This window comes from Nonomuraea sp. NPDC049655, assembly GCF_044465465.1.
In the GTDB taxonomy this organism is placed as follows: domain Bacteria; phylum Actinomycetota; class Actinomycetes; order Streptosporangiales; family Streptosporangiaceae; genus Nonomuraea.
Map to the genome: position 1 here is coordinate 102,212 of NZ_JBITLS010000005.1, position 25,379 is coordinate 127,590.

General features: G+C 72.2%; 23 protein-coding genes, 1 pseudogene and 1 riboswitch. Of the genes and pseudogenes, 14 read left to right on the forward strand and 10 right to left on the reverse strand.

From position 1 onward, the window contains the following. Positions 1 to 23 precede the first annotated feature (23 nt). On the forward strand, positions 24 to 1,223 hold the full coding sequence (locus ACIBQ6_RS17480) for an Ig-like domain-containing protein (RefSeq protein ID WP_397212954.1): 1,200 nt from the start codon (positions 24 to 26) through the stop codon (positions 1,221 to 1,223). 101 nt (positions 1,224 to 1,324) lie between these two features. Here the strand turns inward: ACIBQ6_RS17480 and trpD are convergent, their stop codons facing one another. Together trpD and ACIBQ6_RS17490 are read right to left on the reverse strand one after the other, a co-directional pair. Next, positions 1,325 to 2,371: an anthranilate phosphoribosyltransferase gene (gene trpD / locus ACIBQ6_RS17485; RefSeq protein ID WP_358294143.1), complete on the reverse strand. Its 1,047-nt coding sequence runs from the start codon at positions 2,369 to 2,371 to the stop codon at positions 1,325 to 1,327. 6 nt (positions 2,372 to 2,377) lie between these two features. Then, the gene (locus ACIBQ6_RS17490; RefSeq protein WP_352353671.1) at positions 2,378 to 2,776 is read right to left on the reverse strand and encodes a hypothetical protein; all 399 of its coding nucleotides are present in this window, start codon (positions 2,774 to 2,776) and stop codon (positions 2,378 to 2,380) included. A 207-nt stretch (positions 2,777 to 2,983) separates the two neighbouring features. Between ACIBQ6_RS17490 and ACIBQ6_RS17495 the strand changes: the two genes are divergently transcribed. Genes ACIBQ6_RS17495 through ACIBQ6_RS17510 form a run of 4 tightly spaced genes read left to right on the forward strand, consistent with a single transcriptional unit; the run spans position 2,984 to position 7,225 of the window. Next, positions 2,984 to 3,634 (forward strand): heme-copper oxidase subunit III, encoded by a 651-nt coding sequence (locus ACIBQ6_RS17495; RefSeq protein ID WP_125630774.1) that lies wholly within the window; start codon positions 2,984 to 2,986, stop codon positions 3,632 to 3,634. 14 nt (positions 3,635 to 3,648) lie between these two features. Continuing rightward, positions 3,649 to 4,458, forward strand: a complete 810-nt coding sequence (locus ACIBQ6_RS17500; protein WP_352326595.1) for a c-type cytochrome — start codon at positions 3,649 to 3,651, stop codon at positions 4,456 to 4,458. Then, complete coding sequence (locus ACIBQ6_RS17505; protein ID WP_397212957.1) at positions 4,455 to 5,570, forward strand: Rieske 2Fe-2S domain-containing protein; 1,116 nt, start codon at positions 4,455 to 4,457, stop codon at positions 5,568 to 5,570. The genes ACIBQ6_RS17500 and ACIBQ6_RS17505 overlap by 4 nt, the downstream gene beginning before the upstream one ends. Next, positions 5,567 to 7,225, forward strand: a complete 1,659-nt coding sequence (locus ACIBQ6_RS17510) for a cytochrome bc complex cytochrome b subunit (protein ID WP_387666139.1) — start codon at positions 5,567 to 5,569, stop codon at positions 7,223 to 7,225. Before ACIBQ6_RS17505 ends, ACIBQ6_RS17510 begins: the two co-directional genes overlap by 4 nt. Before the next feature lie 292 nt (positions 7,226 to 7,517). On the opposite strand, the gene ACIBQ6_RS17515 is transcribed toward ACIBQ6_RS17510, so the two are convergent. Together ACIBQ6_RS17515 and ACIBQ6_RS17520 are read right to left on the reverse strand one after the other, a co-directional pair. Next, positions 7,518 to 7,805 (reverse strand): Lrp/AsnC family transcriptional regulator, encoded by a 288-nt coding sequence (locus ACIBQ6_RS17515; protein WP_125630767.1) that lies wholly within the window; start codon positions 7,803 to 7,805, stop codon positions 7,518 to 7,520. A gap of 17 nt (positions 7,806 to 7,822) precedes the next feature. Beyond that, complete coding sequence (locus ACIBQ6_RS17520) at positions 7,823 to 9,547, reverse strand: DEDD exonuclease domain-containing protein (protein WP_397212959.1); 1,725 nt, start codon at positions 9,545 to 9,547, stop codon at positions 7,823 to 7,825. A gap of 136 nt (positions 9,548 to 9,683) precedes the next feature. Between ACIBQ6_RS17520 and ACIBQ6_RS17525 the strand changes: the two genes are divergently transcribed. The 3 genes from ACIBQ6_RS17525 (at position 9,684) to ACIBQ6_RS17535 (ending at position 14,388) form a co-directional block, all read left to right on the forward strand. Further along, positions 9,684 to 11,186 (forward strand): serine/threonine-protein kinase, encoded by a 1,503-nt coding sequence (locus tag ACIBQ6_RS17525; RefSeq protein WP_358294139.1) that lies wholly within the window; start codon positions 9,684 to 9,686, stop codon positions 11,184 to 11,186. Beyond that, on the forward strand, positions 11,176 to 12,618 hold the full coding sequence (locus ACIBQ6_RS17530) for a serine/threonine-protein kinase (protein WP_397212961.1): 1,443 nt from the start codon (positions 11,176 to 11,178) through the stop codon (positions 12,616 to 12,618). Before ACIBQ6_RS17525 ends, ACIBQ6_RS17530 begins: the two co-directional genes overlap by 11 nt. Positions 12,619 to 12,945: 327 nt before the next feature. Next, entirely contained in the window at positions 12,946 to 14,388 is a 1,443-nt protein-coding gene (locus ACIBQ6_RS17535) for a hypothetical protein (RefSeq protein ID WP_397212963.1), read from the forward strand. A 138-nt stretch (positions 14,389 to 14,526) separates the two neighbouring features. On the opposite strand, the gene ACIBQ6_RS17540 is transcribed toward ACIBQ6_RS17535, so the two are convergent. The 5 genes and pseudogenes from ACIBQ6_RS17540 to ACIBQ6_RS17560 form a co-directional block, all read right to left on the reverse strand. Continuing rightward, entirely contained in the window at positions 14,527 to 14,790 is a 264-nt protein-coding gene (locus ACIBQ6_RS17540; protein ID WP_397213470.1) for a hypothetical protein, read from the reverse strand. 49 nt (positions 14,791 to 14,839) lie between these two features. Next, positions 14,840 to 15,154, reverse strand: a pseudogene (locus ACIBQ6_RS17545) (ATP-binding cassette domain-containing protein); the annotation flags it as partial. Positions 15,155 to 15,278: 124 nt separating this feature from the next. Continuing rightward, entirely contained in the window at positions 15,279 to 16,919 is a 1,641-nt protein-coding gene (locus ACIBQ6_RS17550; RefSeq protein ID WP_397212965.1) for a PH domain-containing protein, read from the reverse strand. After that, positions 16,916 to 17,407 carry a PH domain-containing protein gene (locus tag ACIBQ6_RS17555; RefSeq protein ID WP_397212967.1) on the reverse strand — a complete coding sequence of 164 codons (492 nt, stop codon included), beginning with the start codon at positions 17,405 to 17,407 and terminating at the stop codon, positions 16,916 to 16,918. The genes ACIBQ6_RS17550 and ACIBQ6_RS17555 overlap by 4 nt, the downstream gene beginning before the upstream one ends. Then, the gene (locus tag ACIBQ6_RS17560) at positions 17,404 to 17,643 is read right to left on the reverse strand and encodes a hypothetical protein (RefSeq protein WP_358294134.1); all 240 of its coding nucleotides are present in this window, start codon (positions 17,641 to 17,643) and stop codon (positions 17,404 to 17,406) included. The genes ACIBQ6_RS17555 and ACIBQ6_RS17560 overlap by 4 nt, the downstream gene beginning before the upstream one ends. A gap of 111 nt (positions 17,644 to 17,754) precedes the next feature. Here ACIBQ6_RS17560 and ACIBQ6_RS17565 point away from each other — a divergent pair, with 111 nt between their 5' ends. Both ACIBQ6_RS17565 and ACIBQ6_RS17570 read left to right on the forward strand, forming a co-directional pair. After that, positions 17,755 to 18,972, forward strand: coding sequence for a histidine kinase (locus ACIBQ6_RS17565; protein WP_358294133.1), 1,218 nt, complete (start codon positions 17,755 to 17,757; stop codon positions 18,970 to 18,972). Between the two features lie 20 nt (positions 18,973 to 18,992). Next, positions 18,993 to 19,649 carry a response regulator gene (locus ACIBQ6_RS17570; RefSeq protein ID WP_397213452.1) on the forward strand — a complete coding sequence of 219 codons (657 nt, stop codon included), beginning with the start codon at positions 18,993 to 18,995 and terminating at the stop codon, positions 19,647 to 19,649. On the opposite strand, the gene ACIBQ6_RS17575 is transcribed toward ACIBQ6_RS17570, so the two are convergent. Next, on the reverse strand, positions 19,639 to 20,718 hold the full coding sequence (locus ACIBQ6_RS17575) for a phosphotransferase family protein (RefSeq protein WP_358294132.1): 1,080 nt from the start codon (positions 20,716 to 20,718) through the stop codon (positions 19,639 to 19,641). The two genes, ACIBQ6_RS17570 and ACIBQ6_RS17575, sit on opposite strands and share 11 nt — an antisense overlap. A gap of 144 nt (positions 20,719 to 20,862) precedes the next feature. Here ACIBQ6_RS17575 and ACIBQ6_RS17580 point away from each other — a divergent pair, with 144 nt between their 5' ends. The 4 genes from ACIBQ6_RS17580 (at position 20,863) to ACIBQ6_RS17595 (ending at position 25,374) form a co-directional block, all read left to right on the forward strand. Then, on the forward strand, positions 20,863 to 22,185 hold the full coding sequence (locus ACIBQ6_RS17580) for an NYN domain-containing protein (protein ID WP_358294130.1): 1,323 nt from the start codon (positions 20,863 to 20,865) through the stop codon (positions 22,183 to 22,185). Between the two features lie 132 nt (positions 22,186 to 22,317). Next, positions 22,318 to 23,244 carry an NlpC/P60 family protein gene (locus ACIBQ6_RS17585; RefSeq protein ID WP_358294128.1) on the forward strand — a complete coding sequence of 309 codons (927 nt, stop codon included), beginning with the start codon at positions 22,318 to 22,320 and terminating at the stop codon, positions 23,242 to 23,244. A gap of 351 nt (positions 23,245 to 23,595) precedes the next feature. Beyond that, a riboswitch (cyclic di-AMP (ydaO/yuaA leader) is annotated at positions 23,596 to 23,757 on the forward strand. Between the two features lie 130 nt (positions 23,758 to 23,887). Beyond that, on the forward strand, positions 23,888 to 24,370 hold the full coding sequence (locus ACIBQ6_RS17590) for a C40 family peptidase (protein ID WP_358294126.1): 483 nt from the start codon (positions 23,888 to 23,890) through the stop codon (positions 24,368 to 24,370). Between the two features lie 170 nt (positions 24,371 to 24,540). Beyond that, positions 24,541 to 25,374: a hypothetical protein gene (locus ACIBQ6_RS17595; RefSeq protein WP_397212971.1), complete on the forward strand. Its 834-nt coding sequence runs from the start codon at positions 24,541 to 24,543 to the stop codon at positions 25,372 to 25,374. The last annotated feature ends 5 nt before the right edge of the window (positions 25,375 to 25,379 follow it).

The window sequence follows — 25,379 nt, forward strand, 5'->3', positions numbered from 1 at the left end:
GATCTTGGGCGAGGGGGTCACTCGTGAGACGCGTGGCGAATGGATCGGCCGGCCTGCTGGCCCTGGCGCTGCTCACGGCGTGCTCGCTGAGCGGCGCGGCGAACGAGACGAAGGAGCTGACCGCGGTCGCGCGGCAGCCGGCGGTGGGCGTCACGCCCCAGGACAAGGCCGTGAACGTGGCCACCGACCAGCCCGTGGTGGTGTCCGCGCACGGCGGCACGATCAAGAGCGTCCGGGTGGACGGCGGCAAGGCGGGCCGGCTGAAGGGCGTCCTGAGCGGTGACGGCACCCGCTGGCGCAGCACGACCACCGCCCGGCCGAGCGCCGGCTACACGGTCACCGTCGTCAGCGTGGACGCCTCGGGCAAGCGGAGCGAGACCTCCAGCACGTTCACCACGGTCAAGGGCGACAAGACATTCGACATCCAGACGATCACTCCCAACAAGGACGACACCGGGCTGACGGTGGGCATCGGCATGCCCGTCATGATCGCCTTCGACAAGCCCGTGAGCGACCGGGTGGCCGTCGAGCGCAACCTGACCATCCGCAGCTCCAAGCCGGTGGACGGGGCCTGGCACTGGTTCGACGACAGCCATGTGGACTTCCGGCCGGAGGAGTACTGGCCGGCGTACACGAAGGTGCGGCTGGAGGCGAAGCTGGCCGGCGTGCGCGGCGGCCCCGGCTTGTACGGCAAGCGCGACGTCACCCTCGACTTCAAGATCGGCCGCTCCCAGATCACCAGAGGCAGCACCGACGAGCACGTGCTGACGGTCCGCCGGGACGGCAAGCGCATCCGCACCATGCCGATGAGCGCCGGGCAGGGCGGCCAGTGGAAGTACTACACCACCTCGGGCGTGCACCTGGCGATGTCGCGGGAGCCGGTGACCGTCATGACCTCGCCCGGCATCGGCCCAGGACAGTCGGGCTACTACCAGCTCACCGTCTACAACACGGTGCGCATCTCCAACAGCGGCGAGTACGTGCACAGCGCGCCCTGGTCGGTGGGCTCCCAGGGCAACTCCAACGTCAGCCACGGCTGCGTGAACGTCAGCCCGGAGAACGCGGCCTGGTTCATCAAGAACACCCTGATCGGAGACCCGATCATCATCACGGGCTCGCCGCGCAAGCTGGAGCCCACCAACGGGTGGGGCCACTGGCAGGAGAACTGGAAGGACTGGCTCAAGTGGAGCACGCTCAAGGACGGCCCGAGCATCACCTTCTGACCGTCACCCGGCCCTGAGCAGGCCCTGGAGGCTCTGCCAGGGCTCTCGGGCACCCGCGTACCGCCGAAGGAGGTGAGCGCGCCTCAGGGGCGCGCTCACGGTCACGACGGGCGGTAGGAGCTGCTGACCTCGATCCAGCGGCGCAGCGTGTCGGCGGCCGCGCCGGAGTCGATCGCCTGCGTGGCGCGCTCGTAGCCCTTGATCATCGCCGTGTCGAGGTCGTCGCCGGCGCCGTCGTGGGCGACCAGCGCGGCGGCGGTGTTGAGCAGGACGGCGTCGCGCACCGGCCCCTTCTTGCCGCCCAGCACGTCGTGCACGGCCTGGGCGTTGAACTGCACGTCGCCCCCGCGCAGCGCGTTCGCGTCGGCCCGGGGGATGCCCAGGATCGCGGGGTCGAACCTGGCCTCGGTGGCCGTGCCGTCGCGGACCACCCACACCGTGGAGGTGCCGGTGATGGTCAGCTCGTCGAGCCCGTCGTCGCCGCGGAAGACCAGGGCGGACACGCCGCGCTCGGCGAAGACGCCGGCGATGACGGGCAGCATGCGGGCGTCGTAGACGCCGATGGCCTGGGCGCTGGGCCGGGCCGGGTTGGTCAGCGGGCCCAGGAAGTTGAAGACCGTGGGGACGCCGATCTCCTTGCGCGCCGGGCCGGCGAACCGCAGCGCCGGGTGGTAGACGGGGGCGAAGCAGAAGGCGATGCCCGCCTCGCGCGCCACCCGCGCGGTCTGCTCGGGCGTCAGGTCGAGCCTGATGCCCATGTGCTCCAGGACGTCGGCGGCCCCGCACAGCGAGGAGGCCGAGCGGTTGCCGTGCTTGACGACCCTGGCCCCCGCCGCGGCGGCCACGATGGCGGCCATGGTGGAGACGTTGACGGTGTGGGCACGGTCGCCGCCCGTGCCGACGACGTCGAGGACGGGCCCCTCGACGGTCAGCGGCGTGGAGAACTCCAGCATCGTCCGGGCCAGGCCCACCACCTCGGCCACCGTCTCGCCCTTGGCCCGCAGGGCCAGCGCGAAGCCCGCGATCTGGGCGGAGGTGGCGTTGCCCGAGAAGATCTCCCGCATCGCCCAGGCCGTCTCGTCGGCCGACAGGTGCTCGCCGGAAAGGAGCGCGGAGAACAGGGCAGGCCAGGTCGTCCGGGAGTCCATGGGCACCTACTTCGCGTTGAGTCGGGTGGCGGAACGGCGGCGCATCAGGTCGGCGACGGTGTCGGCCAGGACCATGGGCTCGATGGGCTGCGGGACGACGGCGTCGGCCTTGGACCACTCGGCCAGCCAGCGGTCGTCACGCCTGGCGATGATCAGGCAGACGGGCGGGCAGTCGTAGACCTCGTCCTTGGCCTGACGGGAGACGCCCATGCCGCCGGCGGGCTGGGTCTCGCCGTCGAGGACCGCCACGTCGATCTCGCCGGAGCCGAGCCACTGGTGGACCTTGGGCTCGGTGGCGCACTCGATGATCTCGACGAGGGGCAGATCGGCCGCCGGCCGCCGGCCGATCGCCTGGCGGACCTCGGCCCGGGTGGTCGCGTCGTCGCTGTAGACGAGGACCCTCATCGTGTCGTCGGTGCTCCCAGAGGACGTCACTGTCGCGCTCACTATCGGTCGAAGCTGTATGGTCACCTGGATCGTACCGTTGCGCCGGGATGCAATCCCAGGCCACCGGGTCTGACAGGCGTTTTGTCCCAATTATCCCAGGTTGATGGCCGGTTTGTTCCTCCTAACGGGGGGTCGTTGGCCGGACCGAACACCGGAGCCGCAATAATGCTGCCCGTGGCGACAGCATCCGCAATAACTTCGACGACGACAGCACAGTCGTACCGACGGCCGAACCTGGTCAGTGTCGGGACGATCGTCTGGCTGTCCTCTGAGCTCATGTTCTTCGCGGCGCTGTTCGCGATGTACTTCACCATCCGGTCGGTGAGCGAGGGGAAGGGCATCGAGTGGGGCCCTGCCTTCCTTCCTGCAGGCGTTGAGGCAGAAGGCGCTCACCTGAACATCCCGTTCGCGACGGTCAACACGATCATCCTGGTCCTGTCGAGTGTGACGTGCCAGCTGGGCGTGTGGGCCGCGGAGAAGGGGCAGGTCGGCAAGCTCCGCTTCTGGTACATCGTCAGCTTCCTGATGGGCGCGATCTTCGTCGCCGGTCAGCTGTACGAGTACGGCGAGCTGGCGTCAGAGGGCGCGACCCTGTCCGCCAACGCTTACACCTCGGTGTTCTACCTGACGACGGGCTTCCACGGCCTGCACGTGACCGGTGGCCTGATCGCGTTCCTGTTCATGCTGGGACGCACGTACGCCGCGAAGCGCTTTACGCATGAGCAGGCCACCAGCGCGATCGTCGTGTCCTACTACTGGCACTTCGTAGACGTCGTCTGGATCGGTCTTTTCGCGACCATCTACATCATTCGTTAAGGAACGGGATCTCTGTGACTAGGATCACCGCTTGGCGGCGGCATCCCCTCGCGAGATACGCCGTCCTGATTTTGGCGTTGGCGCTGGTCGGGATGGTATACGCCGCCTTTGTCCAGGCGGGCAAGCCTGCCGACGCGGCGCTGGCGGCAGGCAAGGTCGACGACGTGGCCGAGGGCAAGAGCCTGTTCGTGGCCCACTGCTCGAGCTGCCACGGCATGAACGCGGAGGGCACCAACACCGCCCCCACGCTCGTCGGCGTCGGCGCCGCGGCGGTCGACTTCCAGATGAGCACCGGCCGCATGCCCGCCGGCAACCCCGGCCCGCAGGCGCCGCGCAAGCCCCTGGCCCACTGGGTCAACGAGGACACGACCCGTCAGGTCGCCGCCTACGTGCAGTCGCTCGGCGGCGGTCCGCAGGTCCCGGGCAAGGAGCAGGTCGACCCGAAGCTCGGCGACGCCGGCAAGGGCGGCGAGCTGTTCCGGGCCAACTGCATCCAGTGCCACAACTGGGCGGGCGCCGGCGGTGCCCTGACGCAGGGCAAGTACGCGCCCAACCTCAACGAGTCCTCACCGACGCAGATCTACGAGGCGATGGTCACCGGCCCGCAGGCGATGCCGGTCTTCAACGACTCGACGATCACGCCTGAGGAGAAGCGCAGCATGATCGCGTACATCACCCAGGTCCGTGAGCAGAAGGACCCCGGAGGGTTCGGCCTCGGGCGCATCGGCCCGGTCACCGAAGGTCTCGTAGCGTTCGTGGTAGGCATCGCCGCCCTAGCCCTCGCCGCCATCTGGATCACCGCGAAGAAGCGACAGAAGTCATGACAGACAACGAGCACGAGATCGAGCAGCCGGACGAACGCGTGCCCAAGCGCGTCATCGGCACTCCCGCGCCGGGCACGTCGATGCTGGGCGCCGCGGAGAAGGAAGACGTCGCCGACCGCGACGTCCCGGGCGTGACGCTGCAGGACGAGGCGAAGGCCGGCAAGGCCGAGAAGATCGTGGCGCTCTGCTTCGCGATCACGTTCCTGGCCGGCATCGCCTTCCTCATCTCCTACGTGGTGTTCCAGGTGGGCAGCCCCGAGGCGACGGGGGTCTCCAACCTCGCCCTCGGCGGCACGCTGACCCTGGCCGTCCTCGGCCTCGCGGTCGGCATCGTGGTCTGGGTCCGCCAGATCATGCCGAAGTACGCGCTGGTCCAGGAGCGCCACACGATGGCCTCCGACGAGGACGACCGCGAGGTCGTCTCCGAGACCTTCCTGCAGGGCGCCAACGAGAGCGGCTTCGTCAAGCGCAAGCTGATGCGCCGCACGCTGCTGCTGGCCGCCGCGCCGCTCGGCCTGGTGCCGCTGGTGCTGCTGCGCGACCTCGACAACTCCAAGATGCCCGCCGCGAAGTTCAACAAGCTGCTGCGCCACACGGTCTGGGGTGAGAAGACCAAGGAGGGCAAGCCGCTGCGCCTTGTGGTCGAGGGCACCGGCCAGCCGATCCGCGCGGCCGACTTCAACTCGCCCGGCGGCATCCTGTCGGTGGTGCCCGAGGGTTACGAGCACGACCTCAACGCGCTCGCCAAGGCCACGCTGATCCTGATCAAGTTCCGTCCGGAGGAGCTCAAGAGCGGCGTCAAGCAGAACTGGACGCACGACGGCATCGTCGCCTACTCCAAGATCTGCACGCACGTCGGCTGCCCGGCGGCGCTCTACGAGCAGACCACCCACCACATCCTGTGCCCGTGCCACCAGTCGACCTTCGACGCGGCCGACGGCGCGAAGGTCATCTTCGGCCCGGCCGCCCGGCCGCTGCCGCAGCTGCCCATCACCGTCGACGGCGAGGGCTATCTGATCGCCCAGGGTGACTTCAACGTGCCCGTCGGTCCCAGCTACTGGGAGCGCGGCGACGCCGAGGCCGAGGCCAGGGAGAAGGGAGGCCAGGCATGAGCGACCTGAACGCCGTACCGAAGGCCATCGCCGGGCCGTCGACCTTCCTCGACGACCGTCTGGGCGGGGCGAACTTCCTCAAGCGCAACCTGCGCAAGATCTTCCCTGACCACTGGTCGTTCCTGCTGGGTGAGATCGCGCTCTACTCGTTCATCATCCTGCTGCTCACCGGTACGTTCCTGACGCTGTGGTTCAAGCCGAGCATGGGCGAGATCGCCTACGACGGCTCGTACGCGCCGCTCAAGGGCGTCATGATGTCGGAGGCCTACGCGTCGTCGCTGGAGATCAGCTTCGACGTCCGGGGTGGTCTGCTGATGAGGCAGATGCACCACTGGGCGGCCCTGCTCTTCGTGGCCGGCATGACGGTGCACATGCTGCGGGTGTTCTTCACCGGCGCCTACCGCAAGCCGCGCGAGCTCAACTGGATCATCGGCGTGCTGCTGCTGACCCTGGCGCTCGCCGAGGGCCTGACCGGCTACTCCCTCCCCGACGACCTGCTCTCCGGCGCCGGTCTGCGGATCACCGAGGGTGTGGCGATCTCGCTGCCGCTGGTGGGCACGTACATCACGTTCTTCCTGTTCGGCGGGGAGTATCCGGGCGAGGACGTCATCTCCCGGTTCTACTCGCTGCACATCCTGCTCATCCCGGGCATCCTGCTGGCGCTGGTCTCGGCTCACATGGTGCTCATGTGGGTGCAGAAGCACACGCAGATGCCGGGCAAGGGGCGCAACAACAAGAACGTGGTGGGCGCGCCGTTCTACCCGGCCTTCATGGCCAAGGCGGGTGCGTACTTCCTGTTCACGCTCGCCGTGGTGTCGGGGCTGGCGACGTTCGCCCAGATCAACCCGATCTGGCTGTTCGGGCCGTACACGCCGGCGGACATCTCCGCCGGTTCGCAGCCCGACTGGTACATGGGCTTCCTCGAAGGCTCGCTGCGGCTCATGCCGCCGTGGGAGTGGAACCTGTTCGGCACGGCCCACGCGGGCACGTTGCCGATGAGCGTGATCATCCCGGCGCTGGTGCCGATGGGCATCATCATGACCGGTCTCGCGCTCTACCCGTTCATCGAACGGTGGGTCACCGGGGACAACCGCGAGCACCACGTCGCCGACCGTCCGCGCAACAACCCCCACCGCACCGCGATCGGCATCTCGGCGATGACGTTCTACGGTGTGCTGTGGCTGCTCGGCGCCAACGACGAGATCTCGGCCAACTTCCACGTCAGCCTCAACTGGACGACGTACATCGGCCGGGTGCTGGTCTTCGTCGGGCCGGCGCTGGCCTACCTGATCACCTACCGCATGTGCCTCGGCCTGCAGCGCAGCGACGCCGCGGTCATCGGGCACGGTGTGGAGTCGGGTGTCATCAAGCGGCTGCCGCACGGTGAGTTCATCGAGGTGCACACGCCGCCGTCCGACGACCTCGAGGCCCACATGCGGGGCAAGGAGGCGGTGGCGGCCCTGCCCGTGGACGAGGACGCCTCCGGCATCCCGCCCAAGGGCATGCGCGGCCCGCTCGGCAAGCTCCGCGGCCGGATGTCCAAGGCGTACGGCGGGGAGAAGATCCCGCTCGACGACGGGCACCACGGCGAGCACGGGGAGCACGGCGAGCACGCCGCGATCGGTTCCGGCGACGACCGGAGCCTCACCCACTAGGGTTTCGCCTGATCGTGATCGGCCCGGACGGGGTTTCCCCGTCCGGGCCTTTCCGCATTCGGGCCCACCGGCCGGGGACGATCGGGCCCGGGAACGCGTCGGGCCCGGCCGAAGGACGGCCGGGCCCGGAAGACGGACACCGAGGAAGGACGCCCAAGACGGGCGCCCAAGACGGGCACCGAAGACGGACGCCCAAGGTGGGCACCCAAGATGGACGCAGAAGCAGAAGCGGGCGCAGGCGCCGACGCCGAAGCGGATGCGAGGGTTTACGCGGGGACCGCGGGGGAGCGGGTCAGTCGGATTCGGGGAAGCCGATCGAGAAGGCGGCGTCGAGATCGTGCCTGGAGTAGGTGCGGAAGGCGATGTGCGTCTCGGTGTGCTCGACGCCGTCGACCTTGTTGACCCGCCCGGGGATGACCTCGGCCACCTCCTCGTAGCGGGCGACCCTGACCATGGCGAGCAGATCCCATTCGCCGGTGATGGAGTAGACCTCGCTGACCCCGTCGATCTCGGCGATCGTCTGGGCGACCTCCGGGATCCGGTCTACCTCGGCCTTGATGTGGACGATTGCCGTGACCATGTATTAACTGTATCCGGTCATCGCAAAGGACGTCCCTCTCGGTCGCGCCGCTGATCAAGCCCGCGGTAGGCCAGGTCGATGCGGGCCTTGTGGCGGGCGGCGCCCCGGGCGGGCATCGACCACACGCCGTCGACCTCGACCAGCCGCACGCCCGGCGACTCCAGCCAGCGCAGGATGCACTCGGTCTCCTCGGCGCTGGCCGCGTGGACCGGGCCGGGGCCCGGGATGACGGCCTCGGCCATGGCCTTGAGCGAGGCGACGAACGGTGTGGGATGGGCGCCCTTCGGCATCACGCCCGCCGCGGCCAGCCGCCCGTAGCGGACGACGTGGATGTCCCAGCCGCCGTCGAAGGCCGGGCTGGCGGCCACGAGCTCGGGGATGCGGGTGATGGCGCTCAGGCGCTGCATGCGAGCCGCCGCCCGGACGAACGCGGCCAGCCGGTCGCGGTCGACGGACGCCTCCTCGTAGCGCTGCTCGACCGACAGGCGCTCCATGCGGGCCGAGACGGCGGTGTAGACGAGCGAGGCGTCGGAGGTCATGGCCCGGCGGGCGCTCTCGACGTGCGCGGCGTACTCCTCCGGGCTCTCCTTGCCCGCGCAGGGCGCGCCGCAGCGGCCCATCTCGTGCAGGACGCAGGCCGCCCGGCGGGTGCGCAGGCTGATCGGCTGGGTGCACTGGCGCAGCGGCACGGCCTCGTGCAGGGCGATGCGGGCCTCGTCGGCCAGGCGGGAGCTGCTGAACGGGCCCAGGTAGGTGGCGTCGTCGTCCTTCAGCTCGCGCACGATCGACAGGCGGGGGAAGGGGCCGGGGGTGAGCTTGAGCCAGACGACCTTCTCCGGGAAGCGCGAGCGGCGGTTGTAGCGCGGCTTGGCGCCGCCGATCAGCCGCAGCTCCCTGACCTCGGCCTCCAGCCCGGTGGCGCAGACGACGTGGCGCACGCGCTCGGCGATGCCGATCATCTCGCGGATGCGCGGGCGGGTCTCGGCGGCCGTGAAGTAGGAGCGCACGCGGTTGCGCAGGTTGGTGCTCTTGCCGATGTAGAGCACCTCGCCGCGGTCGTCCTCGAAGAAGTAGACGCCCGGGGCGTGCGGGACGGACTCGGCCAGGTGGCGCTTGCGCTGCTGCTCCGGCGTGGGGGCGCGGACGAACGACTTCAGCTCCTCCAGCGTGTGGACCTGGAAGGAGCCGGCCCGCTCGATCAGCCCGTGGAGCACGTCTACGGTGGCCCTGGCATCCTGCAGGGCGCGGTGGCACGGCTCGGTGGGGCTGCGGAAGAAGCGGGCGAGCGTGGACAGCTTGGCGTTGGGCGTCTCGTCGCGGGTCAGCACCCGCCGGGCCAGGTCGACGGTGTCGACGACCGGGTTGGCGGGCGGGGGGTAGCCGTGGGCGGCGCAGGCGGCCTTGACGAAGCGGGTGTCGAAGCCCGCGTTGTGGGCCACCAGCGTGGAGCCCTTGATGAACTCGAGGAAGCTCGGCAGCACCGCCTCGATGCGCGGGGCGGCCACCACCATGGCGTCGGTGATGCCGGTCAGCACCGAGATGAACGGCGGGATCGGCCCGCCGGGGTCGACCAGGGTGGAGAACTCGCCCAGCACCTCACCCGCCCGCACCTTGACCGCGCCGATCTCGGTGATCGAGTCTTCGGCCGGCGAGCCGCCGGTGGTCTCCAGGTCGAACACGACGAACGTGACGTCGCTCAGCGGGGTGCCGAGCTCGTCGAGGGTGCCTTGTACCGCGTCCACGTTCCAAGACCATAGAGAGGGGGACCGACAGTTACTCCGCCGGACCACGCCGGAGCGCGGGCAAGGGGGCCCGGGACGGCATGGGGGGACGTGCTCGAATAACCATCCTTCTTGATCCTTAGTTACCCTTCCCTTTATGTCCGCGGGAAGACTTGCCGGCCGCTACGCCCTGCTGCGCCCACTCGGCGCCGGCGGCATGGGGAAGGTGTGGCTGGCCAAGGACGAGATGCTCGACCGCGAGGTCGCGGTCAAGGAGCTCACCCTGCCCGAGGGCATGCCGTCCAAGGATCGCGCCGACGCGGTCACCAGGGCCGTGCGCGAGGCGCAGGCCACCGCCCGGCTGCGCCATCCCGGCATCGTGGCGCTGCACGACGTCATCGTCGAGCACGAGCGGCCGTGGCTGGTCATGGAGCTGCTGCGGGGCCGTACGCTGGCCGACACCGTGCGCGAGTTCGGCCCCATGCCGCCCGAGTACGCCGCCCGCGTCGGCGCCGACGTGCTGGAGGCGTTGCAGGCCGCCCACGCCCAGGGGCTGCAGCACCGCGACGTGAAGCCGGGCAACGTGTTCCTGACCGACAGCGGCAGGGTGGTGCTGACCGACTTCGGCATCGCCCGGCAGGAGGGGCAGGCCGCGCTCACCGAGCAGGGGCTCATGATCGGCTCGCCCGGGTTCATCGCGCCCGAGCGGCTGGAGGGCGAGCCCGGCGGCCCGTCCAGCGACCTGTGGTCGCTCGGCGCGACCCTGTTCGCCGCCGTGACCGGCGGGAACGCCTACCAGGGCTCGGTCGCCGAGCGGGTCAGGGCGACCGTGACGCAGCCGGTGCCGGTCGCGCCGGGGCCGCTCGGGCCGCTGCTGGCCGCCATGATGGCGCGCCATCCTGACGCCCGTCCCGATCCGCGCAACGTCGTGCACGCGCTCAGGCAGCTGGCCGCGGGCGGCCCGGCGCCGGTCCTGGCGGCCGGCGAGCAGGCCACCGCGCCCCGCCGGGTGGGGCGGCGCGGGCGGCCGCTGCTGCTGTGGGGCGCGGTCGCGGCCGTGCTCGTGGTCGCCGCCGGAGCCACCGGCTTCGTCGTGCTGCGCGACGACGACGGGCCGCCGGCCGCGTTCACCGTGCCGATGGACGTGTGCACCCTGCTCACCCCGCAGGACGTCGGCGGCCTGCTGCGCACCCAGAGCCCGCCCAAGGCCCAGCCGGACAGCAACGAGGTGGGCCCCGAATGCGGCTGGCCGACCGCCGGCACCGGCATCGGGCTCCAGGTGCAGAAGGACTCCGACACCGTCGATCCCTGGTCGATGACCGCCGCCACGGCCCGGACCCTGTTCCAGAACCAGAAGCGCTACTGGGCCAAGTACGACCAGATCGACTGGACCTGGCCGGAGATCGGCGTCAAGACCGACATGCGCTCCACCCGCACCCCCGTCCACGACCTGGCAGGCCTCGGCGAGGAGGCGTTCGCGTTCGAGCTGAAGGGCAAGACCGGCCGCGTCCACTCGGCTCACGTCTACTACCGGATCGCCAACCTGGTGGTGGCCGTCCAGTACGCCACCCTGGCCGACAAGCCTACCGACGAGGACGTCCGGCAGGCGGCGATCAAGGCGGCCCGGTCGAGCGAGCAGGCGTTGCGCCGTGCGAAGTGACCACCACCTGCTGGCCGGCCGCTACCGGCTGGTCGAGCACCTCGGGCAGGGCGGCGCGGGCACGGTGTGGCGGGCGCTGGACGAAATGCTCGACCGCGAGGTCGCCGTCAAGCAGGTGCGGGTGCCGCCGGGGCTGAGCCCCCACCAGCGGGCCGAGTTCGCCGACCGCGCCATCCACGAGGCCAGGTCGGCCGGACGCCTGCGCGACCCGGCGATCGTGCTGGTGCACGACGTGGTGCTCGACGGCGACCAGCCGTGGATCATCATGGACCTGGTCACCGGCCGGTCCCTGGACAAGGTGATCAGGGAGAACGGGCCCCTGCCGCCCCCGTACGCGGCCCGCATCGGGCTGCAGGTGCTGTCGGCGCTGGAGGTCGCGCACTCCCACGGCATCCTGCACCACGACGTCAAGCCGGCCAACATCCTGCTCGACGCCGACGGCTCGGCCATGCTGACCGACTTCGGCATCGCCGTCCCCATGGGCGGTCAGGGCGACGGCGCCGGCAGCGGCGGCTCGCTCGGCTACATGGCGCCCGAGCGGCTCAACGAGCAGGCGCCGGGCCAGGAGTCCGACCTGTGGTCGCTGGGCGCGAGCCTGTACACCGCCGTGGAGGGCCGGGCGCCGTTCGAGCGGCAGCTGCCCGCGGCGGTCGCGGCGGCGGTGCTGCTGCACGACCCGCCCTTCCCTGAGCGGGCGGGCCGCGAGTTCGGCGGGCTGCTCATGGCGATGCTGGCCAAGGAGCCCGCCGCCCGTCCCACGGCGGCCCAGGTCCGGCAGGTGCTCAGCGGCGCGCCGGTGCGCTCCGGCCCGGTCCCCGGGCGTCGCCGGCGGTGGTTGCTGCCGGTGGCCGTCGCGTCCGGCGTCGCGGTGCTCGGCGCCGGCTGGTACGCCGTGGACGCCCTGGCCGGTCAGCCGGAGACCGGCCGGTACGCCGCCGCCCCCGACCCCTGCCGCCTGCTGAGCGACGCCCAGGCCGCCGAACTGGCGAAGGGCGCCGTCCGGCGCAGCGCCACGCGGGACGGCGAGTGCCAGTGGGTCGCGGGGCTGGAGGAGCGGCGGGGCCGGCGGATCACCGTACGGACCTGGGTCGAGAAGCCCGACGGCGACCTCGGCGGGCCGCAGGTGGCCGCGCGCCGGTTCGCCAGCGAGAAGGGCACCAGGAGCGCGGCGCGGGGCACCCGGGCGCGGACGGCCGCCGGTGAGGTCGTGGACGTCGCGGGGGTGGGGGAGGCGGCGTTCGTGCAGAACCGGTTCGAGCTGTTGATGTCCTCCAGCACGGTCGGCCGGTTCGACAGCATCGTGCTCTTCCGGTCCAGCAACCTGCTCGGCGAGGTGATCTGGCACCGCGACGAGGTGTCGGTCAAGGCGCCGGTCGACAAGGAGACGGCGCTGCGGATCGCCCGGGTGGTCTCCGGGGCGCTGCCGGGATGATCGTTGTGCGTGCTGCAAGGGGCGTTCCGCCATGTCTCACCGCAAGTCAGGGCAATCTCAGGAGTCGCAGTGAATCCCGGTAGCGAGTACGAGCCGCCGACCACCCCTCATCCGGTGCCGGGCCGGCGGTTCGAGCCGCAGGGAAGGCCGCCGACACCGCCGCCCGGCCCGCCCCCCGGTCCGCAACCGGGCCCGCCGCCTCACCCGCACCCGGGCCCACAGCCCGTTCCTCAGCCTGTTCCTCAGTCCGGTCCACAGTCCGGTCCTCAGTGGGGGCCGCCGTCGGGGCCGCAGTGGGGTCCGCCGCCGGAGCCGCCCACGGGGCCGATGGGCGGCCCGCCCGCCGGTCGGCCCGGACGCCGCCCGGCGTGGTTGCTGCCCACCCTCGCCGCGGCCCTGGTGGTGGTCGTGGCCGGTGGCGGCGTGGGGGCCTACCTGCTGCTGTCCGGCAAGGGCGGCGGCGGGACGGCCGCCGGGCCGTCGTCGTCGGCGGCGCGGTCCGTGGCGCCGGCCGCCGCCGCGCCCGGCCCGGACGCCTGCTCGATGCTGCCCGCGGACGAGGCCGAACGGCTGGCGCCCGGCGCGACGGTGACCAGGTCCTCCAGGGACTCCGACTACACCGTCGCCTTCACCTGCAACTGGCAGAACCAGCGCATCTCGTTCGGCGAGTTCTGGCGCAGCAGGGAGATCGACGTCAGGATCGAGCAGCACAAGGGCGAGGGCGCCAAGACCGGCCGCTCGATGGCCCAGAACTCCTACGAGATGGACTACCGCGGCGCCAAGTACGGAGCCACCGCCAAGCCCTCGCTCGACCCCGACGAGAAGGAGTACGTCTCCCCGGTCAAGGACGTCACCGGCGTCGGCGAGGGGGCGTTCGCCCAGTACACCTGGCGGCGCGACGGCAAGCTGCTGTGGTACTCCTTCGGCCAGGCCCACGCCCAGGTCGGGGACATGACGATCCGGGTCAAGTTCCAGGCCGGGCAGCAGCGCAAGGACGCGCAGATCCTGTCCAACGAGAGCACCAGGTCCATCACCGAGGAGAACGCGATCCGCGAGGTCAGCGGCCTGATCGCGTACTTCGCCAAGGGCGTGGCCGCCTGGCAGGCGCAACACCCCGGCGTGCTGGCCAAGGCCGACCAGGCCCCGGCCACCCAGAGCCCGGCCGCCCGCCCGACGCCCTCGCCCACGGAGCTGGCCGCCTTCCCGCCCGCCTGCCAGGCCGTCACGGAGGCCGCCACCCGCCTGGTGCCGAAGCCCACCACGAGGGCGCGCGCCACCGAGTCGGGCAACGACGACGAGACCGAGTGCCGCTGGCTCAACCTCGACCTGCCGGGCACGGCCGGGAACGTCAGGATCCGCAGCATGCTGATCACCACCCACCGCTTCACCAACCGGGCGGGCGCGATCGACCCGGGCGCGGCCAAGGCGTACTACGCCGGCGAGTACGGCGGCGACAGGAAGACCGCCGAATCGTCCATCGGCGGCATCACGTGGGGCGAGCTGCGCGACATCGAGGGGCTCGGCGAGCAGGCCTACGGCCAGTTCGTGCAGACCAGGCAGGGAGAGGTGTCGGCCTCCAGCGGCACGGTGATCGCGCGTACCGGCGCGCTGGTGGTCAGGGTCGACTACTCCGGCGCCGAGCGGCCCAAGGGCGAGCCGGCGAACTCGCCCAAGGCCCGGCTCATGCCCCGCAAGGAGGCGCAGGACGGCGCGCTCGCCCTGGCCAGGGCATACCTGGCCGAGCTGGCCAAACAGCCGACCGGAAGCTGATCCCGCGCGGCGAACCCCAGGGCGCGGACGTGGGGGCGTGGAGCTCAGGGCGTGGGCGTCAGGGCGCGGGCGTCAGGCGGTCCGCACGCGAGCGTCAGGAGGCCCTCACGCGGGTCTCACGCGGCCCTCAGCCGGACGTCACGCGGGGGCCTCACGGAGCCGTTCGACGCGGATGCCGCGCAGGAGCAGCTCCGACACCACCCCCGCGACCAGCAGGCTGACCAGCAGGCTGACCAGCAGGGCCGCGCCGACGACGAGTGCGACCGGCACCGCAGCGACCCCGTGCGGGAGTGGCGGCGTGCCCGGCGGCACGGTCAACTGCGGGATGCGGCCCAGCGCCACCTTGGCCGCCGTCAGCCCGGCAGCGAGCCCGGCCTGCGTGCCGGCGGCCACCGTGATCACCTGCTCCAGCAGCTGCCACGCCGACGGCCTCCTTCGGCGGGCGGCCCGCGGCCCGCAGGGCGACCTCGACGTTCTCGGCGGCCGTGAGCAGGCTCAGCAGGCGGTAGGACTGGAAGACCAGCGCCGGCTCGGCGCGCAGGGCGGGCTGCTCGTCGAGGGGCACGCCCCTGACCATCACCCTCCCTTTGGCGGGCGGCAGGAGCCCGGCCAGCGTGGTGAGCAGGGTGGTCTTGCCCGAGCCCGACGGGCCCATCAGCGCCACCCGCTCACCCGGGGCCAGCTCCAGGGTGAGGTCTTCGATGATCGTGCGTCCGCCGGCGCGGCAACTCAGCGCCCGGCACGACAACGCCGGTCCTGGCACCACGCGGGGATCACCCTCCCGGCGGGCGATCTACGTCAACGGTCAACAAGGCTGCAACTCGGTTGCAAGCGCGACAAATAGCGTATTGACCAGAAAGCCGCCGGGCCGCGCGATCACGGCTTGTCCGCTACAGGGGCATGGGCAACCGTGGTGGATCACGCGGCCTGCCGTCGCCGCCCCGCCCGCCGCCCTGTCCGCCGCCCTGCCCGTCGCCCCGTCCGTCGCCTCGTCTGCCGGTCAGGAACGGCTCCAGCAGGCCCGGCACCGCGCGTGCCGCCAGGTCGAGCCCGTCGCCGCGGCCCACGTCCAGCACCTCGTAGTGGCCGCCGCCCGCGGCCGTGCAGGCCGAGACGGTCAGCAGGCCCGAGCGCCGCTGGAAGAACGACTGCCGGAACGTCCAGCCGGTGATGCCGGCCCGGTCCAGCGCCACCGTACGGCGGACGAGCGCGCCGCGGCGCGTGACCAGGTGCCGCGGGCCCAGCGCGTGACCGAGAGCGCGCCGGCTCTCGGCGGCCAGCCACAACCCCACCGGGAGCGCCAGGACGGGCGCCGCCCACACCCACGCGCGCGGCCACGACGCGGGCAGCAGCCACCAGGCGAGCCCCGCGCCCGCCGTCAGAACGACGGTGGCCACCAGCGCCCGCACGACCCGCCGCCGCCCGGCCGCCACCGGATGCACGACCAAAGACGCGACCCCCGCGCCGATCCCCGCACCTGCGCCGATCTCCGCATCCGCGTCGATCCCCGGGCCTGTCCCGGCGCCCGCCGTCGTGTTCGCGATCGCGGCGGCGACGCGGGTGGCTTCGGCGCGGGGGAGCGGCGGGGTGAGGGCGGCCACGTCCTCGGTCTCGTCCTCCGTCTTGGCCAGGCCGGTCGCGACGGCCTTGACCCGGGCGCCGCCGCCCAGCCGCAGCAGCAGCGGCTCGCTGATCTCGACGCCGCGCAGCCGCCGTTCCTCCAGGGTCAGCGAACGCGTGGTCAGCAGCCCGCGGCGCAGCCTGAGCCGGCCGGGCTCGCGTTCCAGGCGGTAGCGGCCCCAGGACTCGGCGTACAGCAGGAACGCGCCGAGCGCGCCGACGGCCGCGTTGAGCGCCAGGACCAGCGGGACGGCGAGCCACGGCTGCGCGCTCACCCAGCCCCACAGGCCGCTCGCCGCCCGGTCGGTGAAGTCCTTGAGCCCGACGGCGCCGAGCCCCTTGTAGGCCGCGCCCAGGACCACCGCCGCCCCGGTGAACGTCCAGGCCGACAGGGGCGCGTACCGGATCCACGACCAGCGCAGCTCGGCCAGGGGACCGTCCTCGGGCGCGGGCGCGTCCTGGCGCAGCAGCGTGCGGCGCAGCATCTCGGCCGAGTGCCGGTCGAGGGCGTCCAGCACCAGCTCCGAGCCCTCGGCCGCGCGCTCGCCCGTGCCGACCTTGACCACGGTCAGGCCGAACGCCCGGCGCACCGGGTCGGCGCGCAGGTCCACGCTGCGCACCCGGTCCAGCGGGACCGCGCGGTGCTGCCGCACGGTCACGCCCGAGCGCAGTTCGAGCCGGTCGGACGTGAGCCGCCAGGCGGTCGTCCGCAGCCGGGCCGCCTCGTAGGCCACCGCCCCCGCCACGATCAGCACGGCGGCCCCCGCGCACGCGGCGACGACGCCGCCCGCCTCCCAGTCCCGGCCCACCAGGAACCGCGCCAGCGCGGCCACGGCGCCGGCCGCGAACGCCAGCGACCTGGCGGCCGCGTTCCACAGGCCCCGGCCCGACAGCCGCTGCCAGCCGGTCACGTCGCGTCCCCGGGCGTGGCCTGGGTGCGCGCGGTGAGCCGTTCGGCCAGGTCCGCGGCGAGCCGGTGGTCCAGCGCCGTGATCTTGACGGCTCCGGCGGAGGAGGCGGTGGTCACGGTGACGTCGGCCAGCCCGAACAGCCGCTGCACCGGCCCCCGCTCGGTGTCGACCCGCTGGATCCGCGACATCGGCGCCACCTTCCACGTGTGCGTCAGCCACCCCTGGCGGACGTAGACCGCCTCCTCGGTGACCTCCCACCGCTGCACCCGGTAGGCCGCCCGCGGCTCGGCCAGCGCCACCAGCAGGCACGCCGCCGCGAACGCCACCGCCGCCACCCCCAGCCCCGGCGTGCGCGGCGTGAACACCAGGTACGCGCCCACGGCCGCCGCCGCCACGGGGACCATGAGGACGAGCCACTGCACCGTCCACCACGCCACCGCCCGGCGGTCGGGACGGTGCCGCGGCGGACGCAGCGCGGTCCCGCTCATCGGCCCTCCTCCGCCCCGCCGGCCGTCCGCCCGGCCGCGCCGGCCACCGAGAGCAGCGCGAACCCCAGCACGCCGATCACGACGGCCGCGAAGACCTCGTAACCGTCGAGGAAGGGCAGCACATTGACGACGAGCAGGCCGTGCGCCCACCCCCACCAGCCGAACAGCGTGTTGAGCAGCCCGCCGACCCCCTGCAGGATCAGCAGCCAGCCGAACACCTCCACCACCGCTTTCATGCCGTCCACTCTCGCCGCCGCGGCGGCCCGCCCGCCTCGGCCATCGGTCTGCGGCGACACCGACTTTGGTCGCTGTCGCCGGCTCCCGCGCAGGGCATAACCTCGACGAATGTGAGGGAACTGCGGGGGGAGGGCGATCCGGCCCTGGAATACCGGTGGGCGTTGCCGTCCACGCTGCTCGGCGACGGGCGCGGGGGCCGGGTGCGGCGCTCGACCCTCGACTGGGTCTCCGACATCGCGCTGTTCCTGCTGGCCTGCGGCGTGACGTTCATCAGCCTTGAGGAGATCAGGAACGAGCCCGAGCCGCTGCTGGCCGTCGAGCAGATCGTGGGGGCGCTGGCGTGCGCGGGGGTGTGGCTGCGGCGGCGCTGGCCGGTGGGGTTCGCGCTGGTGACGATCCTGCTGTCGTCCTATCTGGAGCTGGTCGGCGGGGCCTCGCTGGTGGCGCTGTTCACCGTGGCGGTGCACCGGCCGTTCAAGGTGTCGGGGCCCGTCACGCTGCTGGCGCTGGTCACCCTGGCCCCGTACGTGCTGCTGCGGCCCCAGGAGGACCTGACGCCGCTGTGGGGGGCGGCGTTCGGGGTCACGATCGTGCTGACCATCTACGCCTGGGGCATCGTCATCCGGGCCAGGCGGCAGCTCGTCTGGTCGCTCAGGCAACGGGCCGAGACCGCCGCCGAGGACGCCAAGCGGCTCGAACGCGAGCGCATCGCCCGCGAGATGCACGACGTGCTGGCCCACCGCATCTCGATGCTCAGCCTGCACGCCGGGGCGCTGGAGTTCCGTCCCGACGCGCCCGCCGAGGACGTCGCCAGGGCCGCCGGCGCGATCAGGAGCAACGCCCACCTGGCGCTCCAGGACCTGCGCGAGGTGATCGGCGTGCTCCGCCACACCCCGCCGGGGGCCGCCGACCCGGTGCCCGACCGGCCGCAGCCGACGCTCGCCGACCTGCCCGCGCTGGTCGAGGAGTGCCGCCAGGCCGGCATGGACGTCCGCCTCGACCTGGGCGCCGCCGACGGCGTCCCGGCCGGGGCGGGCCGCAACGTCTACCGCATCGTGCAGGAGGCGCTCACCAACGCGCGCAAGCACGCGGACGGCGCGCCGGTGGCCGTGGCCGTGGCGGGCGAGCCGGGCGAGGGGGTCTCGGCCGAGGTGCGCAACCCGGTGTGGTCGCGGCACGGGCCGCGCATGCCGGGGGCGGGCGCCGGGCTCATCGGGCTGACCGAACGGGCCGAGCTGGCCGGCGGCCGGCTGGAGCACGGCGTGACCGGCGGCGAGTTCCGGGTGCGCGCCTGGCTGCCGTGGCCGCCGGAGCAGGACGGGGAGTGACGTTGACCGACGGAGGGCAGATGGACGCGCCGATCAGGGTGCTGATCGTGGACGACGACGCGATGGTGCGGGCCGGGCTGTCGATGATCCTCGGCGGGGCCGCGGACATCGAGATCGTGGGCGAGGCGGCCGACGGGGCCGAGGTGCCGCCGCGGGTGGCCGAGCACCGGCCGCACATCGTCCTGATGGACATCCGCATGCCGGGCGTCGACGGGCTCACCGCGACCGAGGCGCTGCGCCGCACCGTCTCGCCGCCCGAGGTCGTGGTGCTGACCACGTTCCACGCCGACGCCCAGGTCGTGCGGGCGCTGCGCGCGGGGGCGGCCGGGTTCCTGCTGAAGGACATCCCGCCGGGCGATCTGGTCGACGCCGTCAGGCGGGTGGCCGCGGGGGAGCCGATCCTGTCGCCGGCGGTGACCCGGCAGCTCATCTCGCACGTGTCCGACGGGGGCGGCCGCGACCGCACCGAGCGGGCGCGGGGGCTGCTCGGCCGGCTGAGCGAGCGGGAGCGCGAGGTCGCGCTGGCCGTGGGGCAGGGCAGGTCGAACGCCGAGATCGGGCGGGAGCTGTTCATGAGCGTGCCCACGGTCAAGGCGCACGTCTCGCGCATCCTGACCAAGCTCGACCTGAACAACCGGGTGCAGATCGCGCTGCTGGTCTACGACGCTAGCGGGTGAGCAGCTCCTCGATGGCGGCCCGGTGGAGCACCAGGTCGTCGGGGTCGTCCGGCATGGGCTGCTCGCCGAAATGGATCCTGCGCTGCCACACCCGGGCCATGATGACGCCGTGGCGGAGGGCGGCGTACATCTCGTAGAAGTCGAGGTCGCGGGGCTCGTAGCCAGTTATTTCGCAATATTTCTGGCAAACGTCGTCGCGGCGCATGAAGTCCGGCATGCCGGGCAGGCCCATCGTCACCGCGAGGTCCTGGAAGAAGCGGTGCAGGAAGATCATCCAGGAGAGGTCCAGCTCGCGCGGGCCCACGGCGGCCATCTCCCAGTCGAGCACCGCCACCGGCGTGAAGTCGCGGTACATCACGTTGCCGATCCTGGCGTCGCCCCAGGTCAGGACGTCGGGGCCGGGGTCGTCCGGCCAGTGTGAGCCGAGCCAGTCGAAGGCCCGCTCCAGCACGGGGATCGGCCGGGCGCCGTGCGCCCACCGGTAGTAGGCGCGCTGGGCCTCGACGTGCGCGCGCAGGCCGTCCGTGCCGCCGGGGGCGAGCGGGCCGAGCACCGCGACGTCCTGCCCGGTGTACGGCGTCTCGTGCAGCGCCGCCACGAGCCCGACGCTCGCCTCCTGCAGCCGCCGCCGGTCGCCGGGGGAGGCGTCGTGCAGCCAGCCCCCGAACGTGTACGGCATGACGTCCGGCGGCACGTCGCCCTCGGCCCGCTCCATGACGAAGAACGGCGTCCCGAGCGGCGCGGGGTCGGGCTCGAACCAGAGCGGTCTCGGCGCTGGGATCCCAGCTTTCTCCCTGGCCAGCCGCATGACCTCGAACTGGGCCCGCAGATCGTAGGAGGGGAACACCGGAACGGCTTCCGCCGCAGGTGCGAGCCTGGCCACGCACCGCCGGGTCCCGGCGGCCCAGGTGGCGGTGAAGAACAGCGTCTCGCTCGACATGCCGTTGCCGGAGGGCCGCGACAGCTCCGACACCGTGGCGTCCCCGCCGACCCGTCCGCGCAGCCAGCGGGACGCCCGCTCGCGCAGTTCCGCCAGGTCACGCGTGGACGTGCGCATCTGTTCCGTCACCGCTCACCTCCAGGCCGCACCGCTGCCCCGGCTCAGTCGTATACCCCCTACCAAGCGCTTGTCTAGGTTCAAGGGACCGTTACGGTCAGGTACGCAAGAGCCGTACCCTTGTCTGAAAGGGCATGTCACGAAGGGACAAGTGGGATGAGTTCAGCGGGTGAAGGCCTGTCTCGCCCGCTTCCCGAGCAGGTGCGCCTCAACGTCGTCGACCTGGCCGCGCAGGTTCTCGGCACGATGCCCGCCGTCTCCGTGCCGCCGCCGCTGCGCGGCATCGCGAAGTTCGACCCGCGCAAGCGCGCCAAGCTGGGCAGCGCGCCGATCGCCGCGCAACTGGAGAACGACAAGAAGTTCCGCGAACTGGTCGCGGAGTCAGTCGCCGCCGGATGGCCCGAGCTGGTCGCCGCGCTGGCCGAGGGCAGTGTGCCGCCCGCCGCCGACCCCGTGCTGGTGGCTGCCGCAGCCTATCTCACCAGGCCCCCCGGCTGGGCGGAGATGATCGAAACCGCCCGCGCCGACCTGGAGCAGTCCGCCGTGGCGGCCGAGGGGTCCGAGCGCGAGGAGGCGGTGACGCGGCTGCGCGAGCAGCTCGCCGCGCAGAAGACCGCCGCCAAGGAGGAGGCCGACCGGCTGCGCGAGCAGATCAAGGCGGCCCGCGCCGAGAACTCCGACCTGCGGCGCAAGCTCCACGACGCCCGCGAGCGGGCCAAGGCCGCCACCCGCAGGGCCGAGGAGATGGAACAGGCCGCCGACGACGCCCGGCACGCCGCCTCTGCCGCCGGCAACGCGGGCGAGGCCGAGCTGCGCCGCCTGCGCGAGCGCCTGGCCGACGTGGAGCGGCAGCTCGAAGCCTCCCGCCGGGCCGCCCGCGAGGGCCGCAGCATCGAGGACGCCCGCATCAGGGTGCTGCTCGACGCCCTTCAGGACGCCTCGGCCGGGCTGCGCAGGGAGCTGGCGCTGCCCACCACGATCAGCAGGCCCGCCGACTCGGTCGCGGCCAGCACCGGCGAGCGTCCCGGAGTGCGCGGGGTGCCCGCGCGGGCCCTGGCCGACGACGACCCGCAGCTCCTCGACCAGCTCCTGGCGCTGCCGCAGGTCCACCTGATCATCGACGGCTACAACGTCACGAAGACCGGCTACGGCACGCTCACCCTCGCCGACCAGCGCAACCGGCTGATGACCGGCCTCGGCGGGCTGGTCGCCCAGACCCGGGTCGAGGTGACGGTGGTCTTCGACGGCGCCGAACTCAACGCGCCGGTGCAGGTGGTGGCGCCGCGCGGGGTGCGGGTGCTGTTCAGCGCGCCGGGGGAGATCGCCGACGACCTGATCCGCCAGCTCGTCCGGGCCGAGCCGCCCGGCCGGGCCATGGCCGTCGTCTCCTCCGACCGCGAGGTCGCCGAGTCCGTACGCCGGATGGGTGCCAGACCGGTTCCGTCCGGTCTGCTGCTGCGCCGGTTGGGCCGCGCATAAGTTACGAATTAGCACTATTGGCGAGACCCCACCCGCCACTTCTGTACTATTTCGCCCCAGGTGTAATCCCTGGGAGGCGACGCTGTGAGGTTTGGCCGGGTGACGGTGGCCGCGGGTCTCGCGATCGGACTGATGACGGTCCCGATGGGTGCGGCGCTCGCTGATCCCAAGCCCACCCTCAAACAGGCCAAGGCCAAGCTGGAGAAGCTGAACGACAAGGCCGACAAGGTCGTCGACCGGTACAACACGGCGACCGAGAACTACAAGAAGGCCAAGGACGCCTACACCAGGCTCAACGACCGCTACAAGCAGAAGCTGCAGACGGTCGCCGACCTCCGCGCCGAGATCATCAGGGTGGCGGTGGACTCCTACAAGCTGGGCGGGGACGTCACCTCCCTGCCCGGCATGGTCGGCGTCGACGACCCCGAGAACCTGCTGGCCGGGCTGGCCATGGCCGGGCAGCTCTCGCGCGAGCGGCTGGAGAAGCTGGCCGCCTTCGACCGCGAGAACAAGGGGCTCAAGGCCGAGCGCGACAACGCCGAGACCGCGCTCGCCGACGCCGACAAGGAGCGGGACGCCGTCCAGCGGGAGCGGGCCGAGGTGCTGAAGCTGGTCGGCCAGCAGAAGAAGCTCCTGGACAAGCTGGGGGCCTACAACCCGGGCAATCCCAACAGCACCGGCATCAAGTACACCGGTCCCGCCTCGGGCAGTGCGGCGGCCGTCCTGAACTTCGCCTTCGCCCAGGTGGGCAAGCCGTACATCTACGGGGGCACGGGCCCGCGCGGCTACGACTGCTCAGGGCTGACGCAGGCAGCCTGGCGCGCCGCCGGCGTCTCCCTGCCGCGTACGACGTGGCAGCAGTGGGCCTGGGGCGCGAGCCGGAAGGTGGACCTCAAGGACCTCCAGCCGGGTGACCTCATCTTCAGCGAGGGGCTCGGGCACGTCAGCATCTACGCGGGCGGCGGCAAGATCGTCCATGCGCCGCAGACGGGCGACGTCGTCAAGGTCGTCCGCCTCGCCGACTACGGTCGTCCGCTCGTCGGAGCCATCCGCCCCTGACTCGGTCCCCGCCCGAAATCTCGGGCGGCTGCGGCGTGCCCGTGGGCGCTGAGGCGAAGCGGGACAAACGGGGCGAAAGTGCCCTGACAATCGGGTGTGCCGGGAAGTGTGAGAAGGGTCACAAACCGGTAACGGAACCCTGGGGTCCAGCAGGGGTTTCACCCTTTACTTGCATCTTTATCTGATCTTTACAGGCCGAGTCTCCCTTTGCCAAATCTTGACCCCTCGGCGTAGTTTCTGGCGTCGCGGTCAGCAAGCCATGCGCACCGCGGATCGACATCGGAACCCCGATGCGGACCAGATGAAAATCCAGCGGTCGCCGCCGATATCCCCGTTCAGGCACAACCATCGGGCGGCGACCTGCCGAGTCCGTGCAGCCAGGAGCACGGAGCCGGGGACCCAAAGATCCCGTAATCCCCCGGGATCAGGGGTGAATCGGCGCGTCTCGCGCCGTAGGGCGACTTCCAGGCCCGAATCCGTCAGCTAACCCGGTAGGCGTTCGTGGAAGACACAAGGAGAAATCCTGTCTACCTCCCTGCATAACCCCCGTCTGTCCCGTCTTGCCCTGAGGGGCGTCGCACTCACGATGACCGTGACGGCCGGAGGTGCGGTTCTCCATGCCGCGCCGGCCGGGGCGCAGACGGTGAGCGAATCGGCCGCCAGGCTCACCGCGGTGTCCAGCACCGCCAAGGCGGCCACTGCGAAGTCGGCCAAGTCGGCGAGGACCGTCAGGTCTGCCAAGTCGGCCAAGGCCGCGCGGCAGGCGTCGAAGGCCCGCAGGGCCGTCGCCGTCGCCAAGCATCAGGTCGGCGACCCGTACCGGTACGGGGCCACGGGCCCTGGTGCGTTCGACTGCTCCGGACTCGTCCAGTACGCCTGGAAGAAGGCCGGGGTACGACTCCCGCGCGTGACGAACAGCCAGTTCGCCCGCATCAAGCGCAAGGTCTCCTGGCGCAATCTCAAGCCGGGCGACCTGATGTTCTTCAACGGGCTGGGCCACGTCGGCATGTACGTCGGCCACGGCAAGATGGTCCATTCGCCGCGGACCGGCGAACGGGTGCGCATCGACAAACTGGGCGGATGGCGGAAGTCGTCGTTCGTCGGCGCGGTGCGTCCCGGCGCGTGACAACGGGCCCCGCCCGGACCCTCCCCGGTCCGGGCCGGGGCCTGTCGCATGCCCGGCCCCGAGCAGCGCCCGGTCCGGCGAAGGGCCCGGCTCCGCGACGGGGTCGGTCCGGCGGAGGGTTCGGCCTCGGGAAGGGGCCGGGAGGGGCGTGGGCCTACTAGCATCGGGCCGTGTCCTCGCAGGTGCGTCCGTCCCTTCGCGGTCCGCGGCTGCTCCTTTCGGTCCTGCTGCTGTCGACGGCGGTGCTCGTGGTCGCCGACGCGCCGCCCGCCGCCGTCCTGCCCGCCGGGGCGCGCGGGTTGTGGAGCGACGGCGGTCAGGTGGCCCGCGGCGCGCGGTCCGTGGTCGTGGGGCACCGCGCAGAGCCCGGCGTGCTCGCCGATCTGGCCCGCCGCGCGGACCTCGCCGGACGGCGGGTGTCCGCGGTGCTCGGCCGGCCGGTGCGCGCGCTGGTCGTCGTGCCGGACTCCGACGCCGAGGCGGCCGGGCTGGCGGGCACGGGCCCGCTGGACGGGCTGGCCGCGGTGGCCGACGGCGCCAGGGTGATCGTCGTGCCCGGCTCGTTCGCCCGGCTCACCTCCACGGGACGCGACGTCGTCCTCACCCATGAGCTCACCCACGTCGCCGCGGGCACCGACCGGCTGCCCGTCTGGCTCTACGAGGGGTTCGCCGACTACGTGGCCTACCGCGACGCCGGGCTCCCCGTCGGGACGGCCGCCGCCGAACTCGCCGCCGACGTAAGGGCCGGCCGGCTGCCGAGCGAGTTGCCCGGACCTGCGGCTTTCGCCCCCACGGCCGCCGATCCCGGACGGCTCGCGCGGGCGTACCAGGAGGCCTGGATGGCGTGTCGCTTCCTCGCAGACCGGTTCGGTGACGGGACCCTGGTACGGCTCTACCGTGATGCCCGCGTGGCCGGCGTCGATCAGGCGCTCGCCTCCGTGGGGCTCACCGCCGAGACGCTGGCGGCACGGTGGCGCGAGTACGTACGAGAGCAGCTCGCGTGAAGGGG